Below are 15826 nucleotides of genomic sequence, written 5' to 3'. Positions count from 1 at the left end.
ACCAAAAATTTCCGACATTTTTTAATCAAATAACTATAATGTGAAACTTATCTATTCATTTCCATAAAAATAATGTATGCACACACACTGCTTTAAAATTTTTAATCTAACCTCCCAATTTTATCCCTGCGTAAGCATATTTATACCACCGTATGAAATTTCAAGTGAAAGTCTTGCCGCTTTAACCGCATCCTCAAGTGTATCTGCTGCCGCAAGAAACCCATTCGGATGACAAAATCTAAGCGTTTTTATACCACTTATCTGCCTTAATTCATCTGCGTCCTTTCCGCACCATTCCTCAGGAAAATCACATACAAGCGTATTGTCATCCGCACTTAACGGAACTCCCTGCACACTGTAACCACCTCTGTTTGACGGATATACAACATATTTATATCCGCTGTCAATAACTGCATTTTTCCACGGAGCAAATTTAGATAACACGAGTACCTCGCCATCACATTTTTCCATGTCAGCCTTTACAAGTTCGGTTGCCCTCAATATTCCTGCGACCGCATTAAAATGATTTACAAGTATCACTTTTGCAAATTCTACGGCTTTTTTAAAGCAGCCGTCATAATCCTGCTCAGTATCCCATCCCGGATTAAACTCACCTATTATCTTTGCTATATCATTGTCACATCCCGTATTGTCAGACTCATCAAGTGGCTGTATAAATTTTTCATCAAACCTTGCCGCTTCTTCTTCGCCGACACACGCCGCTCCGAACTCTCTCCACAAAAGACCGAAAGCCGCATACGGACATCCGTTTTCTCTGTACTCCTTATCTTTCTGGTGATGATCAAATTTGCCTCTGCCAATATCATATATGATACCGTCAAAGTCTTTCGGAACTTCAAATCCCCTTTTCACCTCAATATCAGGTTTTATCATTTCAAGAAATGCTGTTGCAAAAACATCATCTGAATGAAATTTTGCACCATGCGTAAAAGCTTTTGAAGGAAGCTCAACTTTTCCCTCAAATATTTTTTCATCTACAACAAAACTCATAATAAAAACCTCCTTTTTTTAATGTACTCAGATAATTGCGAAACTAATTATATGTTGTGTTAATTGCACAATTTAATCAAGGATTATGATAATACATTTTAAAACAGGCACCCTCCAAACTCCAAAACTTTAAGGGTGCCATTTAAAATCTAATTACATTGTGCATGACCTGACAACCCGGCCACGCTCTCGAGTGAACAATATCTATGCAAGTTCTTTGTCAAGGTTTTCTTTGATTGCCTTGATAAAGTCCTGACTGTTAAGTACCGTTACATTCTCAAGTGATGTGATAAGTGCAAGATCTTTTGTCATCTTTCCTGACTCGATTGTTCCAAGTGTTGCTTTTTCAAGCTTTTCTGCAAATGTCATAAGCTCAGGAATGTTGTCAAGCTCACCTCTCTTGCGGAGTGCTCCCGTCCATGCAAATATCGTTGCAACAGAGTTTGTAGATGTCTCCTCACCTTTGAGGTGCTTATAATAATGTCTCTGAACTGTTCCATGAGCAGCTTCATACTCATATACTCCTGAAGGTGATACAAGCACTGATGTCATCATTGCAAGTGAACCGCAGGCTGATGATACCATATCACTCATAACATCGCCATCATAGTTCTTACAAGCCCAGATAAATCCGCCTTTTGCTTTCATAACACGTGCTACTGCATCATCGATAAGCGTATAGAAATATTCTATGCCTGCTGCTTCAAATTTATCCTTATATTCTGCTTCATAAAGGTCATTAAATATGTCCTTAAAGTTGTGATCATAAATCTTTGAAATAGTATCTTTTGTGGCAAACCATAAATCCTGTTTTGTATCAAGTGCATAATTGAAACAAGCCTTTGCAAAACTTGTGATAGATTTGTCAGTATTATGTATTCCCTGGATGATGCCCGGTCCGTCAAATTCCTGAATAGTCTTGCGTATTTCTTTTCCGTCCTCGCCCGTAAATACAAGCTCTGCTTTTCCCGCTCCCGGTACTTTAATCTCTGTATTCTTATAAACATCACCATATGCGTGTCTCGCAAGTGTGATAGGTTTCTCCCAGTTCTTTACACAAGGAGTGATTCCTTTAACCTGAATAGGTGCACGAAATACTGTTCCATCGAGAGAGGCTCTGATAGTACCGTTTGGTGACTTCCACATCTCTTTAAGATCATATTCTGTCATTCTTGCTGCATTTGGTGTAATAGTCGCACATTTAACAGCAACACCGTATTTTTTTGTAGCTTCAGCAGAATCAATAGTAACCTGGTCGTCTGTCTCATTGCGGTGCTCAAGACCAAGATCATAATATTCTGTCTTTAAATCTATATATGGAAGTAAAAGTTCATCTTTAATAATCTTCCAAAGAATACGTGTCATCTCATCCCCGTCCATCTCTACAAGTGGCGTTGTCATTCTAATTTTGTCCATCATTTAACCCTCCGATATTCTATTATGTACTCTCGGCATCTTCTCGAAACGAGTCATTTCGGCTGCATTTCCGATATACTGTTTCCATTTTCCCGTCGTACCGTTCCCGCTTTGCTTAACGGCAATACGCATCTGCACAGCCTGTCACTTAAGTATTTTATCATATTTTTTTTATTTTGTGAAGTGCGGCTGTTAGTCAATGTCTCAACTTCGACAATAAATGTCTAATCTTTTTTCTTTTTACCCAGTCAATTTTTAGTCATTTTTCACAAATCCACATAAGTTTCTTTGTCATATTTCACGGTTTTTTTCATATTTTATTGACTTTTTATCCCCTGCCGTTTACGATACGGATATGTGCTGCCTGTTGCTATCAATCATATTCACATACAGGGCACAGCAAGTGTTATAACTGCCTGTTTTGATGTGAACAGCAGCATAACAATATTATCGCAGCCTTCCGTTAAGGAGGGTATTATGAAATCGACCGATTCAAAAAAATTATTTTTTCACAATAAACTTATAACTTTATTTCTTATTGCTGCAATCTGTATCGGCATCATGCCTGACAGTGTCTTAGCAGCATCACAATATCCCGTCATCATTTTGACAAGTTACAACAGAACGCTTAAGATAGGGGACACTTTTTATCTTGCCGCATTCACCTCAAACGGCAGTATTCCGACATATAAGAGCATGAGCAGTAAGATTGCTTCCGTAACTTCGCTTGGCGAGATTACGGCGAAATCTCCCGGAACTTGCAAAATAAATGTCAAATCAAAAAAAACTGAGGTCAGTTGTAAGATAACAGTAAGCAAAACAAAGCTTGTTTTATCCAAAAAATCTGTTTCAATAGAACACGGTGAAAATTTCAAATTAGATGTAAAATCTTCCACAAAATCACAGATTACTTATAAGAGTAACAAAACAAGCGTTGCCGCAGTTGACGATTCGGGCAATATAACAGGCTGCAAACCGGGTGATGCGATAATCACCGTAAAAGCTGACACTTCAACGGCTTTGTGTAAAGTCAAAGTAAAGACACCGACAGTTAAACTTTCACATTCTTCTCTGTCCCTTTATAAAAATCAGTCAGCTTCAATAAAGTGTGAAGTCTCATCAGGTCTTGCACCCGTCTGGAAATCAAACAAGCAAAGTATAGTTTCCGTAGATGAGAACGGTCTTGTCACTGCCCACAAACACGGCAGTGCGGTCATTAGTGCCACTGTTGACGGTGTTAAAAAAATATGCAGTATCGAAGTTAAATCTCCTGTCATAAAACTCAACCATTCATCACTAAAACTAAAACCAGGCGAAACTAAGACTCTCACCGCTTCTGTTTCGTCAGGCAATGCTCCGACATGGACTTCTAAGAAAACAAGTATTGCTACGATAAATCAAAAAGGTGTAGTTAAAGCCAAAAAAGCAGGCACAACCATCATAACTGCATCTGAAGATGGTGCATCTGCTTCTTGTGCCGTCACTGTAACAAAGTAACATAGATAAATTTTTCATTTAAGGAAGGCTGCGATTTTTTCATTTTTATTTTAATAACTGTTTTTTATCAATCTTTCCCGTGTCCTTATTGTGCGGCATATCATCGAGAATAATTATTCTTCTCGGCATCTCAAAGTGGGCAAGTTTTTTTCGCAAAAAAGCATATATTTCTTTCTCTAACTCATCCCGTTTCTTATCACCTTTTAAATATTTATCTTTTACGCTCTCTTTAAGTGCCACATAAAGCGTGAGTATATCTCTGTCCTTTTCCAATATCACAACAGCCTCGCTTATTTCCTCTTTTTCGCTCACCGCCGCTTCTATCTTCGCTTTTGAAACTTTTCTGCCCCTTATCCCCACTATATCATCTGAACGCCCGTCAAAATACAGATTGCCGCAATCATCCATATATCCTCTGTCTTTAAGCGTAAACGGACATTTCACTCCATACACATGAAAATCATTTGTGACATATATCTCCCCTTCTTTTACGCTGACATCAACTTTCGGAAACGGCTTACCTATAAGATTTCTCTTTTCCGTCATATTCTCATCCGTTACATATGATATATAATTCAACTCGCTTGCACCATAATACAAAATGACTTTCGTATCTGGAAATATCTTTTTTAAACTTTCTGCATCTTTTCTTCCCAGACTCTGCGAACCAGACAATATCATTTTTATATTAACATTCTTCTCCTTAAAACACTCCGGTATGCACATTAATTTTGATGGAATAAGATAGATAGTGTCTGCTTCCCACTGTTTTATGGTCTTTTCCCACTGTTTTGGATTAAACCTGTTTTCCACAATGGTAACTGCCCCTGCATATAGCTGTGCCATCACAAGATTTAGATTGCCCGTAAAAGCAAGACTTCCCTGCACAAACAATCTGCTGTTTTCACCAATCCCGAATATCTCATTTTGTATAGGAAAGAAATCAGCCCAGCTCTCATATGTTCTGTAAAGTATCTTTGGCACGCCTGTCGTCCCCGATGTCATTACCGCCATACAGACCTCATCCGGTATCTCATTGATTTCAGGCAGTTGTGTCATATCTTTTTGGACTATCATCGGTATATCTCCATTTTTATTGCACGCAATAAATAATATAAGCTGTTCCAAAAAAGACTCACTTTTTATCATATAAACTTTTCGTCCGGACTCCGTGCACTGTCCAAGTTTTTGCCACATTCCTTTAACTGCGGTTCCATAATTTCCATCCGCATTTATTTTTATCTTTTCTGCATATTCATCTGCCGCTTTTTCAAGTTCTTCATATGTATATGGAATTCCGTCCTCTACAAAAGCAAGTTTATTTTCATCTTTTTCACATAGCATCTTATAATAATTCATTTTCTTTCCCCTGTCCTTTAAACTATCATAACTTATATAAGTCTGGTTTCCACAATCCCCTATTTTTTCAATAATATCGCACTTCCTACCCCGCCAGCCGCCGCAATACCACACACGGCATATCCGCCGCCTTTTAACTCTAATGCCCTTAATGCATGAAGTGTTATAATCGCTCCTGAAGCTCCATAGGGATGACCGTAGGCAAGTGCACCACCGAAAACATTATATTTTGATACCTGCTCCGGAAAAGTCCTTGCAAACAATACATCTATAACGGCAAATGCTTCATTACACTCATAAACATCAATATCCTGCGGACTTAAGCTGTTTCTTTTAAGAATTTTCTCTATTGCGGCTATGCATGACTTAGGACTACGATCAGGTGTTCCTCCTGTCTCCGCAATATCGATAAATTCTCCCTTGATTTCACAATTATTTTCCCTGACATACTTTTCTGAGCACAAAATCACAAAAGCCGCACCGTCATTTGTAAGACACGCATTTCCTGCCGTTATTATATTTCCATTTTCAAGTATGGCTGGCAGTCTGTTCAGCAGTTTCTCACTCATCCTGTCACGGATTCCCTCATCTTTATCACATCCGTCTGCCACACTCACGACAATGTCCTTTAAAACACCTTTATCTCTTGCTTCTTTTGCAAGCCTGTGGCTTCTAAGTATCCATTCATTCATTTCTTCCCGTGATATTTTTTCGTCTGCCGCCGTAAGTTCCGCACCCTCTAACATCGCAGTCTGACGGTGTGTACCCGGCATAAACTTCGCCACCTTATACCATTCATCTCCAAACTCTGCATAGTCCGGATGATTAGAATTATATGCTCTTTTCGGTGCAGTCGAACTACTCTCAAATCCTCCGGCAATAACAATATCTGCCTGTCCTGCATCTATCTTTGCCGCCGCAAGTGCTATACTCTCCAAAGATGAACCACATTGCATATCAACCGTAAACGCCGGAGTTTCCACCCCAAACACCGTCGAAAGTGACATGACTCTTGCTATATTTCCTCCTGCACCAACAGCATTTCCGGCAATGATACAGTCAACTTTATCTATCCCCGTCCTCTCTGCCAGCCTGTCAAGCACACCTGCACCAAGCTGCTCTGCAGATATATGTCTATACATACTGTTTTCAATCCCTATATAACTCCTCAGCCCGTCAATTATATATGCCATAAATACTCCATTCTCTGTTTCTGCCGTGTTCCACACTTATGAAGCACCCAGAAGCCTATATTTAAAATTTTTATAACTTCCTCTTACCTATTATCTCAAATCCGTTAAACACGCTATCTGTATGCCTGCTTTTTTTAATCTCCCTTGCATTTTATCTCAAACACTTTAATTCCTTTGTTCTCATCGCTGCCACAACCGCTTCTTTGCACCATTCCCGTAATCATATTTCCATCTTTATACAGATATATACTCTCACCTGCAAAAACCGGAAGAATATATTTTATCTCAATTTTAAATGCAGACTCCATTTTTTTATTGTCATAAGTGGTTTTATTTTCTTTTCGTCTTTTTTTTAAATCAAAAATATCTTTATCTGTTTCTTTTCCAAACAAATCTTTATCTTCAAGAAATTTTTCCAAAATAAGAAATCCGGGTACTACTGCTTTCTCATTTCTGTGTATCGGATTTTTATCATCCACGCTCTCCACAAAATCAATTATCTCTTTATTTCCAAAAAGCATATCACAAATTTTTCCGTTACTTTCCACTCCCATGTATTCGGCACTTATATGCTCTTTATCTTTTGCATCACTATCCGTAATGCTGTCTTTTATCCTATCCGCTGATGAGTTAAATGCATTTTCACTGCTGCTTATTAGTTTTATAAGATGTATATCAAGTCTAATTTTAGAACCATCCAAAAAACTCTCACTAACCGACATAAGTGCATAATTCTTTTTCTGCCTTAAAATTTCTGCTGCCGTCTCATCGTTATAATATATACAGTCACTTAAACGGCACTTAACTTTATCAGCATCATACCTGTTTCTATCACAATCCCCATTATCCATTTCAGAATGTCCTGTTTCTGTCTGATTACACTTATTAGACATTTCAGAACATCCCGGTTCAGCATACTTATTTCCCATTTCTGAATGTCCTATTTCTTTCCTAAGACAAATATTTTTTATTTCAGGCTTTTTTAATTCAAGACTTGCTTTTGCTATGACCCAGTTTGAAAAACCCGGGATTTTAGAAAAAGCTGCAAAATATCTTCTTAACAATCCATGTTCCATATAAATCCTCTTAACCGCAAAAATTTAATTTCTGTATATTTTATCCCTGTAGCATATCAACTATTACCATTCACACCTTAGATATATTTTATCGATATGCATAATTGTATCCTAAAAACTTCCAAAAAAAGTATATAATTTTGTCTTATTTATGTCAACCCGTATATTTTTTAGGTTGACAATCTAATTTTACATCTATATACTTGCAAATAAATAATTAAATGTTTGCAAAACCATTATAATCTTTAATTATAGTTTTGCAAACACTTAATAACACTTATTTAGGAGGAAACAAATGAACAACTCAATAACTAAGAACAAAACAACTTTTACAACCCAGAATCTCGTACTTATGGCACTTTTTGCCGCCGTACTCTGCGTATCGGCATACATAAGCATCCCTCTTCCAAACGGAAGCCATATCACGGCACTTAACTTTGTAGTGACACTTATCGGACTTGTCTTTGCCGTTGAACAGTCCTTCTTCATATCTCTTGTATGGCTTTTACTCGGTGCTGTCGGTGTACCTGTATTTATCGGCGGTCAGGGTGGAATCGGATACCTGCTCGGTCAGTACGGCGGATATTCTTTCGCTTTCGTAATTATCGCAATTGTACTTCCAATCGTATGTAAACGCACATACAGCAGAATATATTTCACAATAGCAGCTATTGTTTCAGCAGTATTTGTAGACCTTTTCGGAACTTTATGGATAATGATAATCGGAGGAATCAATTTTAAAGCGGCATTTATCGCAGGCTTTGTACCATTTATCGCACTCGATACCGTGAAAGCCATTGTTGCCGCTTTTATTGCTCCTTCATTCAGAAAAATATTAAACAATGCCATAGATTAATGTCATGATGTTGATGTCAAAAGGTATTTTGACACCAACTAATGCCACGGATTGCTTCATTGCCGTGCAATTTTCGCAATCCTGCAAACACCTCCAATTTTATTGTCGGTGTTTAGCGGATCATTTTTTCATACATCCTTTACACCCGGCACAACCTGCCGGGTTTGTTTTTGTCATGTCCACCGAATAATCAAACATTGAGGACAGTGAACATACAGCCTGTGATGAGATACCCTCACCTGTTCCCGTAAAGCCAAGTCCCTCCTCGGTTGTTGCCTTTACATTTACCCTGCGAACTTCGATATTAAGCGTTTTTGCTATATTTTCCCGCATAGTGTCAATATAATCCCGAAGTTTCGGACGCTGTGCTATCACGGTCGCATCAATATTTTCTATAATATAACACTCCTCATCAAGAAGCTTTCCAACCTCACCAAGAAGTTTTATGCTTGATATTCCCTTATATCTGTCATCCGTATCAGGAAAATGTTTTCCTATATCTCCGAGTGCGGCCGCACCCAGAAGTGCATCCATAATAGCATGGAGAAGCACATCTGCATCCGAATGTCCAAGAAGCCCTTTTTCATATGGTATATTCACACCGCCTAATATAAGGTCACGCCCCTCGACTAATTTATGAACATCATAACCCATTCCTACTCTCATATTAAACCTCATTTCCGTGCAATATCATCCGCACTTACATAAAATTATTATAATAACATTACATTTACCATTCACACTGTTATCATTACGATTAGTCACATCATACTATTTTCGGTACAAAAACAAACGAACCATAAATATACGAAAATCCCCTGAAGCATATGTTTCAGGGGATTATATAGTAGCGGGAGAGGGATTTGAACCCACGACACCACGGGTATGAACCGTGTGCTCTAGCCAACTGAGCTATCCCGCCATATTAAATTATATCAGTGAAAATTCACTGTAATGGGACCTACAGGGCTCGAACCTGTGACCCTCTGCTTGTAAGGCAGATGCTCTCCCAGCTGAGCTAAGATCCCTTTTTTGATGTCGTGTGTGTTTGTCTTGTCTCACGCGACTTCCTTACTATACCAGACAACGAAACATATGTCAACACTTTTTTTAAATTTTTTTTAATTGATGGTAACAGTTCAGCCATAAAAAGATAATTGGCAATACAATGAGCTTGTTCATTGTATTTTTAAGTACCTTTTTATGGTAGAATAGCCTTTCATTTCTGAAATGAGTAAACATAAGCTGCAAAGCAGCGACTGACAGCTCGCTGGCAGGTTTATGAATGTAATAAATGAAGGGCTGAACTGTTACAATTGATGCACCCGCCCACAAAATTTGTAAACTCTTTCCAATTCGTATTGACTTATTTTTATTTCAGCTTATTATTATAAATAGTCTATAGAAGATATGCTTTGTTCTATAACAGCATCCAAAATCTTCTTTCAAAATAATGTGAAAAATCACGCAAGATTTGTGTCCGTGCACACCCGGCACAAACCTGATAAGTACAAAAAATGTGTGCAGAAATGAGGATTATTATGAACAAAAGAACCGTAAACATAAGCAGTCTTGTACTTTTACTGAGTCTGCTTTCACTTATCACTACAATGTGTCTCTACTACCTTGTACCTATGCACTATGTGTCTGTTATATTTGCCGGAGTTGCATCAGTACTTCTTGCACATTTTTTCTTAGAGTCATCTCTGAATTATGATTACAACTTTTTACACGCAGCAAGTATGACTGTTTCAACGCTTGTCTTTGCCATAGCTATATATGTCATTCAACCAAATGAATGGATATGTTTTGATTTCTGGCTCCCATGTCTTGTACTTGCAAACTGGATTATTCCTTTCCTTTATTGCACGCTTCGTGACCTGTTTGACAGGGGACCAAGATTTGACGGCTACCATAAATTTTTCAATCGTATGTGCATTTTCTTTACACTGATATATATTTTCGTGATTGCAAAACAATATTTTATAACACCTATTGTCCCACCATATCACAGCCTCAAATTCGGTGCACACAACTTTATACCTTTTATGGCTACCGGAACTTACATTGAACACACATTCAAAGCAGGTAAAAGCATAAATGAATTTGTCTTTTATGCATTACAGCTTGTCTGCCTGGGTATTCCTTTCGGTTATCTTTGCAGGGTTGCACTCAGAAAATTAAATTTTGTGTTTAGGATAATCATATACATCCTTTTCCCTGCTGCCCTTGAAGCCGCACAGTATATGACAGGACTTGGCCGTGGAGATATTGATGACTGCGTATTCTCCCTTATAGGTATTTTCATCGGTGTTGTCTTATTCCACATTATGAACGGTGCTTTCCAGACTATTGCCACACGCGATTTTATGATAAGCAGAGCACAGCAGAAAAAATATCATTTTTAATTTCAAACCAAGAGGTCACGGATTATCTCAAGATATTCCGTGACCTCTTATTTTCATCTAAAATTTTCTATATTCATTTATATCTTTTACAAGTATCTTTATGCCGCGAATCGTATTGTCAAATACTCCACCCTCATAAAATGCCTGCAATACCATTGCTATCGGAATACCAATTATAAGTCCAAGCATACCTATAAGCCTGTAAAAAATAAACATTGATATAAGTGTCAAAAACGGACTCATACCCACACTGTCGCCTATAAGCTTAGGTTCAAGTATTCGATGCACAAACAAAGAGATAAAGTATGCTGCCACAAGTATTACCGCTGCTTTATAATCACCTGTTATTATCTCATAAATTGCCCACGGTGTAAAAATTATTCCCGTTCCCAAAAAAGGAAGAAAATCCAGAAATGCCGTGATAAGTGCGATAAGTGCCGCATATTTTTGTCCCATTAGCAAAAAAATTATAAACAGTATCACAAATACTACTATCATTATCTGAAAGCAGGCTTTAAGGTACCCACCTATAGCCTTTACGATAATATCCTTTACCATCTGCCAGCCTTTTTTTATCGACTCCGGCATATGAGCTGCAACTTCTTCTTTTATCTTGTCGTGGTCTGCCACAAAGAAATATGTCATCATAAGTGTAAGTATCAATAATACAAAGAAGTCAATAAGCGAACTTGCAACATTTCCGACTGTCGATACCGGACTTGTCTTAAGTGATTTTAACGCAGTTAGTATATACTCGTTGAGCTGCACATTTTTCTTTCCCAACATACTCTGCACATCTGCCGGAATTATATTTATCTTTTCGTGAAGGACGCTCATCGCCTGCTGGATATTGTTTACTACTGACTCATATATGCTTGGCAGGTCATCTATAAGCAGACTCGTCTGCACAACAATAAACGAAATAATACCATATATAGCCGCACATATCAGTGCAAGAACAAGCACTATAACTATTACAGTTCCATGTTTTCTCATTATCTTTATCTTGTTTTCAAGAAATCTTACAAGCGGATTTGCAATCATTGCTATAAACCATGCCACTATCAGCGGCAGACACAGTCGAAACAGCGGCGGTATTGCAAATATTGCAATAAGTATAAATGCCAGGCATACAGCCAGGTGAACACATATCTTTTTTCTTAACTCCCTATTATTTTCTTCCAATTTTTATTCCAATTCCTTTCTATATTATTCATGCAACTTTTCTGACATAATGATATTGTAGCATAAAGTCATATATATTTTTTACATATTAAAAAAGTTTCATAAAATATTTATACTTTGTTTAAGGTATTTCTGCTATTCTTATATATGCAGTGTACAAGGTTATTGTATCCAAGCTGATTTTACTGTAAAATAAAAAAGAGCAAAACCGGCGTTTTGCTCCTGGTTCCACACTACTTTACGAGCATTTCTCTATGCTTTAAAAAGAGCAAAACCGGCGTTTTACTCACAAATAAATATTTTATTACGCAAATTTAGGTAATTGCGAAACTATCATAATGTGAGATTAGATTGTGCATCTATAACACAACATATAATTATTTTCGCAAATACCTATTACATAAATTATGTGAAAGGATTTACACTATGAAAAACATTTACTTAAAAAAAGCATTCTGCGGTGCACTCGCAGCAGGTGTTGCAATAGCAGGCTTAAACGCTCCCGTGCAGACAGATGCGAAAACAACAACCAAAAAAAGCATAGACAATATGTCTGTAATGTCAAGAGTTGTCTCAAAAAACAACGACGGACTTCTCCGTTATTCATATGTTGATGAAAACGGCAAAAAAATTGATTTTGACGGTTCTTCCGCTTCCCTTCCTTCAACTCGAAAAAAGGCAACTTCTGTCCCATCATCATATGATCTTAGAAAATACGGACAGACAACCTCTATCAAAGACCAGGGTGTTACAGGAAGCTGCTGGGCTTTTGCCGCCGTAAAAGCCATGGAATCAAACTCTATATTAAACGGACTTAACACCATTGAAACTGCTGACTATTCAGAAAGCCATCTTACCTGGTATTCATACAATCCTATTACAAACACACAAAGCCCTATGTATGGTGACGGATGCTCTATTAAGGGTACAGACCTTCCATCAGATGTATTTAACCCATTTGGTCAGGGACAGACTTTAAACGCTTACGATGCAGGCGGAAATGCACTTTCAGCCATATTCACTCTTGCCGCATGGTCAGGTGCCGAAAAAGAAGAAGCAGCACCTTTTAACGCTGATACAACAGACAAAGAGCAGGAAATGATAAATACTATGACAGCAAACGGTGAATCTTTGCGATATGATTCATATGTTCATCTCCAGAATGCAGATTGTCTAGACTATACTACAAGAAGCACTATCAAAAAAGCCATAATGAACCAGGGTGCATTAAATGCATCACTCTACTACGATGCATCAGGTTTTGAGACAAACACAAATTCCGGTAAATCTTATTATCAGACTACATACACCGGAAATATTGCAAAACAGGCTGCAAATCACTGCGTAACCATTATCGGATGGGATGACAGTTACTCAAAAGACAACTTCAAGGAGGGCAGTCGTCCATCCTCAAACGGTGCGTGGCTTATAGCTAACAGCTACGGAACAAAGTACAATGACGGCGGATATTTCTGGCTCTCATACGAAGAACCGTCAATAAGTGATATTTACACAATGGCAGTTGAAACTACAGCAAACTATGAAAATATATATCAGTATGACGGAAACGGCTGGTCTGATGCAGTCAGTATTCCTGGAAATGACTTTACCGGTGCAAATGTCTTTACAAGCAGTTCATCATTTGAAGAGACATTAAATGCCGTTTCATTCTACACGATAAGCAACAATCAGAAATACACGATTAAAGTTTATAAAAACCTCACCGGAAATACTCCTGACACCGGTACTTTAGCAAGTGCCTGCACCATATCAGGTACAGCAGATTACAGTGGTTATCACACCATAAAACTTCCAACAAGCTGCACTCTTTCTCCGGGAAGTAAATTTGCCGTTGCGATTACATATAAATATGATGCTTCAACAAAAAATCAGGCTTATATCCCTATAGAGGGAAGAAGTGAGTTAAACAGCGGTGTGCTTTACTCTTATGCCAGCGAACCTGGACAGAGTTATCTTTACAACGACAATTCATGGATAGACTGTGCCACATATGATGACAGAACTTTAAACAATATTCCTATAAAAGCATTTACTTCAAACGGTATTGCAGCTACAAACACTAAAGTTTCCTTCTCAAAAAAATCAGTAAAAATCGGAAAAGGAGAAACTTATACACTTAAAGCAAAACTTTCTACGAAAACAGACAGCTCAAGTATAAGCTACAAGAGCAGCAACAACAAAGTTGTTTCCGTAAATAATACTACCGGTAAGATAAAAGGACTTTCAAAAGGAAGTGCACGCATTACCGCAATATCAAATGACGGAAACATTGCCACTTACTCAGTTAATGTTTACAAGGCACCAAAGCGTATTTCAAGCCGTCCTTACAAGAGAAAAACTGTGCGCCGCGGTCATTCCTTTACGGTCAAAGTCAGATTTTCAAAAGGTTATTACAGTAAAAAGATTAAATTCTCATCTTCAAGAAAATCTGTTGCTACCGTAAATTCAAAAGGAAAAGTAAAAGCAAAAAGACGCGGCAGAACAACTATCACATTAAAAGCATTTAACGGTAAAAAAGCCCGCGTACGCGTAACAGTCAGGTAAAAAGGGCACCGCTATATTACAGTATTTTCCTAATTCCATAAAAAACTAAAAAACAGCGTTTTGCCCTCCAAAAATTGCTATATAAGTTAATAATTCCTATATATATAGTTATAAAAAAAGGAATAGATATTTGATTATCTATTCCTTCTTTTTTGTTTCATCCTTTTTTAACGCTTCCGCAAAAAATTCCGGACACATATCAATCAGTGTCGAGCCTCCCTGATCTTTTCTGAACAAGTCAAGTATCGGTTTCATAACACGCTCAAATTCCTGCGGATTCTTTGACAACTTTAATATCTCAGCCGTATTTACCGCATCAGCAAGTGCAGTATGCTGTGCCCCTTTAAAATCATAATCAGCCGATGATACTGCCTGCTTAAGCTTAATCCTTTTGTCTATTCCGAGCAGCCTGCTATACTCTTCTTGGAAATCAATCCAGTTTTTCTCCATCTTACGGAGTGTCTCCGACTGATATTCCTTGAATGCCGACTCCGTCTGAAACTGCCTTATATCTGCCATGCTCCATGAATAAAATGTCACTGCACCACCACCTATCCACTTTTCAAAATCCTGCATGGCATCTTTAAATCTCGGTGCACCCTCAAGTTTTTCATCCGTTATCCCGGTCAATTTGATAATATGAGAATCCATTTTTCCATAATCAGGCATAACATAAGACTGATACCTGTCAACTTCATTAAAATCATCATCCATCTTCACGGCACCAATCTCAATAAGTTCATTTGCCAGTTTCTTATCATCTCTGTACTGTTTTTTTATTTTGTTCATCTCAAGGTCTATCATTATATGTTTCAACATTCCACCTCCTTATGCGGTATTTTAAAATTCTTTAATTATGTTAAATTAACTTATTGTTCATGTCAATCATATATTTACGAACAGCACCTAAATTGACTTATACTTTATTTTATGGTATAATTTTACTTGTAGCGTTTTGTACAGATTGGTGTCATACCAGTCTTTTTTGAAAGGAACAGGTGAAACATGAGTCAAGCAGATATAAGAAAAGTTAAATCTTCGGTTGATAAAAATGTCGGAAACAGAGTTAAAATCCGTGCCAACCGCGGAAGACATAAGATTGATATTACAGAGGGTGTTATCAGCGAGACTTATCCAAGCATCTTCCTTGTTGAAGTTGAAAACAAATTAGATGATACAGTACAGACAGTATCTTTCAGCTATACAGATGTCTTAACAAAAGATGTCCAAATGCAGCTTATCTGATCTGTCCGATACACA

Annotated in this window: 14 protein-coding genes and 2 tRNA genes; 5 read left to right on the top strand and 11 right to left on the bottom strand. The window is 37.7% G+C overall.

Translation table 11 applies throughout. The features are described from left to right. Positions 1-120: 120 nt before the first annotated feature. From DW721_RS07730 to DW721_RS16605, 3 genes are all read right to left on the bottom strand, one after another. Positions 121-1011, bottom strand: a complete 891-nt coding sequence (locus tag DW721_RS07730; RefSeq protein WP_118745384.1) for an MYG1 family protein — start codon at positions 1009-1011, stop codon at positions 121-123. Between the two features lie 204 nt (positions 1012-1215). Further along, a complete protein-coding gene (locus DW721_RS07725; RefSeq protein WP_055942925.1) occupies positions 1216-2427 on the bottom strand; it encodes an NADP-dependent isocitrate dehydrogenase in 1212 nt (403 codons plus the stop codon). Between the two features lie 3 nt (positions 2428-2430). After that, entirely contained in the window at positions 2431-2565 is a 135-nt protein-coding gene (locus tag DW721_RS16605) for a hypothetical protein (RefSeq protein ID WP_270393378.1), read from the bottom strand. 339 nt (positions 2566-2904) lie between these two features. On the opposite strand from DW721_RS16605, the gene DW721_RS07720 reads away from it, so the two are divergent. Then, positions 2905-3924, top strand: coding sequence for an Ig-like domain-containing protein (locus tag DW721_RS07720; RefSeq protein ID WP_118745383.1), 1020 nt, complete (start codon positions 2905-2907; stop codon positions 3922-3924). 45 nt (positions 3925-3969) lie between these two features. On the opposite strand, the gene DW721_RS07715 is transcribed toward DW721_RS07720, so the two are convergent. From DW721_RS07715 to DW721_RS07705, 3 genes are all read right to left on the bottom strand, one after another. Next, entirely contained in the window at positions 3970-5397 is a 1428-nt protein-coding gene (locus DW721_RS07715) for an AMP-binding protein (RefSeq protein ID WP_147353231.1), read from the bottom strand. Beyond that, entirely contained in the window at positions 5343-6476 is a 1134-nt protein-coding gene (locus DW721_RS07710) for a thiolase family protein (protein ID WP_118745472.1), read from the bottom strand. The genes DW721_RS07715 and DW721_RS07710 overlap by 55 nt, the downstream gene beginning before the upstream one ends. Positions 6477-6610: 134 nt before the next feature. Continuing rightward, the gene (locus tag DW721_RS07705) at positions 6611-7552 is read right to left on the bottom strand and encodes a hypothetical protein (protein WP_118745382.1); all 942 of its coding nucleotides are present in this window, start codon (positions 7550-7552) and stop codon (positions 6611-6613) included. Between the two features lie 295 nt (positions 7553-7847). Between DW721_RS07705 and DW721_RS07700 the strand changes: the two genes are divergently transcribed. Further along, positions 7848-8408, top strand: a complete 561-nt coding sequence (locus tag DW721_RS07700; RefSeq protein ID WP_243035971.1) for a biotin transporter BioY — start codon at positions 7848-7850, stop codon at positions 8406-8408. A gap of 120 nt (positions 8409-8528) precedes the next feature. Here the strand turns inward: DW721_RS07700 and ispF are convergent, their stop codons facing one another. The 3 genes from ispF to DW721_RS07685 form a co-directional block, all read right to left on the bottom strand. Continuing rightward, the gene (gene ispF, locus DW721_RS07695; protein ID WP_118745381.1) at positions 8529-9074 is read right to left on the bottom strand and encodes a 2-C-methyl-D-erythritol 2,4-cyclodiphosphate synthase; all 546 of its coding nucleotides are present in this window, start codon (positions 9072-9074) and stop codon (positions 8529-8531) included. Positions 9075-9256: 182 nt separating this feature from the next. Beyond that, a tRNA-Met gene (locus tag DW721_RS07690) sits at positions 9257-9330 on the bottom strand. A gap of 33 nt (positions 9331-9363) precedes the next feature. After that, a tRNA-Val gene (locus tag DW721_RS07685) sits at positions 9364-9436 on the bottom strand. A 513-nt stretch (positions 9437-9949) separates the two neighbouring features. On the opposite strand from DW721_RS07685, the gene DW721_RS07680 reads away from it, so the two are divergent. Then, positions 9950-10816: a VanZ family protein gene (locus DW721_RS07680; protein WP_022013910.1), complete on the top strand. Its 867-nt coding sequence runs from the start codon at positions 9950-9952 to the stop codon at positions 10814-10816. A 57-nt stretch (positions 10817-10873) separates the two neighbouring features. On the opposite strand, the gene ytvI is transcribed toward DW721_RS07680, so the two are convergent. Continuing rightward, complete coding sequence (gene ytvI / locus DW721_RS07675; protein WP_118745380.1) at positions 10874-12001, bottom strand: sporulation integral membrane protein YtvI; 1128 nt, start codon at positions 11999-12001, stop codon at positions 10874-10876. 426 nt (positions 12002-12427) lie between these two features. Here ytvI and DW721_RS07670 point away from each other — a divergent pair, with 426 nt between their 5' ends. Further along, positions 12428-14566: a lectin like domain-containing protein gene (locus DW721_RS07670; RefSeq protein ID WP_118745379.1), complete on the top strand. Its 2139-nt coding sequence runs from the start codon at positions 12428-12430 to the stop codon at positions 14564-14566. A 138-nt stretch (positions 14567-14704) separates the two neighbouring features. On the opposite strand, the gene DW721_RS07665 is transcribed toward DW721_RS07670, so the two are convergent. Beyond that, the gene (locus tag DW721_RS07665; RefSeq protein ID WP_022013913.1) at positions 14705-15385 is read right to left on the bottom strand and encodes a 3'-5' exonuclease; all 681 of its coding nucleotides are present in this window, start codon (positions 15383-15385) and stop codon (positions 14705-14707) included. A gap of 186 nt (positions 15386-15571) precedes the next feature. Between DW721_RS07665 and DW721_RS07660 the strand changes: the two genes are divergently transcribed. Then, entirely contained in the window at positions 15572-15811 is a 240-nt protein-coding gene (locus DW721_RS07660; protein ID WP_022013914.1) for a Veg family protein, read from the top strand. Positions 15812-15826 lie beyond the last annotated feature (15 nt).

It is taken from the genome of Clostridium sp. AM27-31LB, from assembly GCF_003480745.1.
Lineage (GTDB): Bacteria > Bacillota > Clostridia > Lachnospirales > Lachnospiraceae > Butyribacter > Butyribacter intestini.
This window is presented reverse-complemented; position numbering and strand designations above follow the sequence as displayed.

Coding starts and splice junctions, on each gene's coding strand:
- DW721_RS07730 (WP_118745384.1), bottom strand. CDS start 1,011: ATGAGTTTTGTTGTAGATGAAAAAATATTTGAGGGAAAAGTTGAGCTT.
- DW721_RS07725 (WP_055942925.1), bottom strand. CDS start 2,427: ATGGACAAAATTAGAATGACAACGCCACTTGTAGAGATGGACGGGGAT.
- DW721_RS07720 (WP_118745383.1), top strand. CDS start 2,905: ATGAAATCGACCGATTCAAAAAAATTATTTTTTCACAATAAACTTATA.
- DW721_RS07710 (WP_118745472.1), bottom strand. CDS start 6,476: ATGGCATATATAATTGACGGGCTGAGGAGTTATATAGGGATTGAAAAC.
- DW721_RS07705 (WP_118745382.1), bottom strand. CDS start 7,552: ATGGAACATGGATTGTTAAGAAGATATTTTGCAGCTTTTTCTAAAATC.
- DW721_RS07700 (WP_243035971.1), top strand. CDS start 7,848: ATGAACAACTCAATAACTAAGAACAAAACAACTTTTACAACCCAGAAT.
- ispF (WP_118745381.1), bottom strand. CDS start 9,074: ATGAGAGTAGGAATGGGTTATGATGTTCATAAATTAGTCGAGGGGCGT.
- DW721_RS07680 (WP_022013910.1), top strand. CDS start 9,950: ATGAACAAAAGAACCGTAAACATAAGCAGTCTTGTACTTTTACTGAGT.
- DW721_RS07670 (WP_118745379.1), top strand. CDS start 12,428: ATGAAAAACATTTACTTAAAAAAAGCATTCTGCGGTGCACTCGCAGCA.
- DW721_RS07665 (WP_022013913.1), bottom strand. CDS start 15,385: ATGTTGAAACATATAATGATAGACCTTGAGATGAACAAAATAAAAAAA.
- DW721_RS07660 (WP_022013914.1), top strand. CDS start 15,572: ATGAGTCAAGCAGATATAAGAAAAGTTAAATCTTCGGTTGATAAAAAT.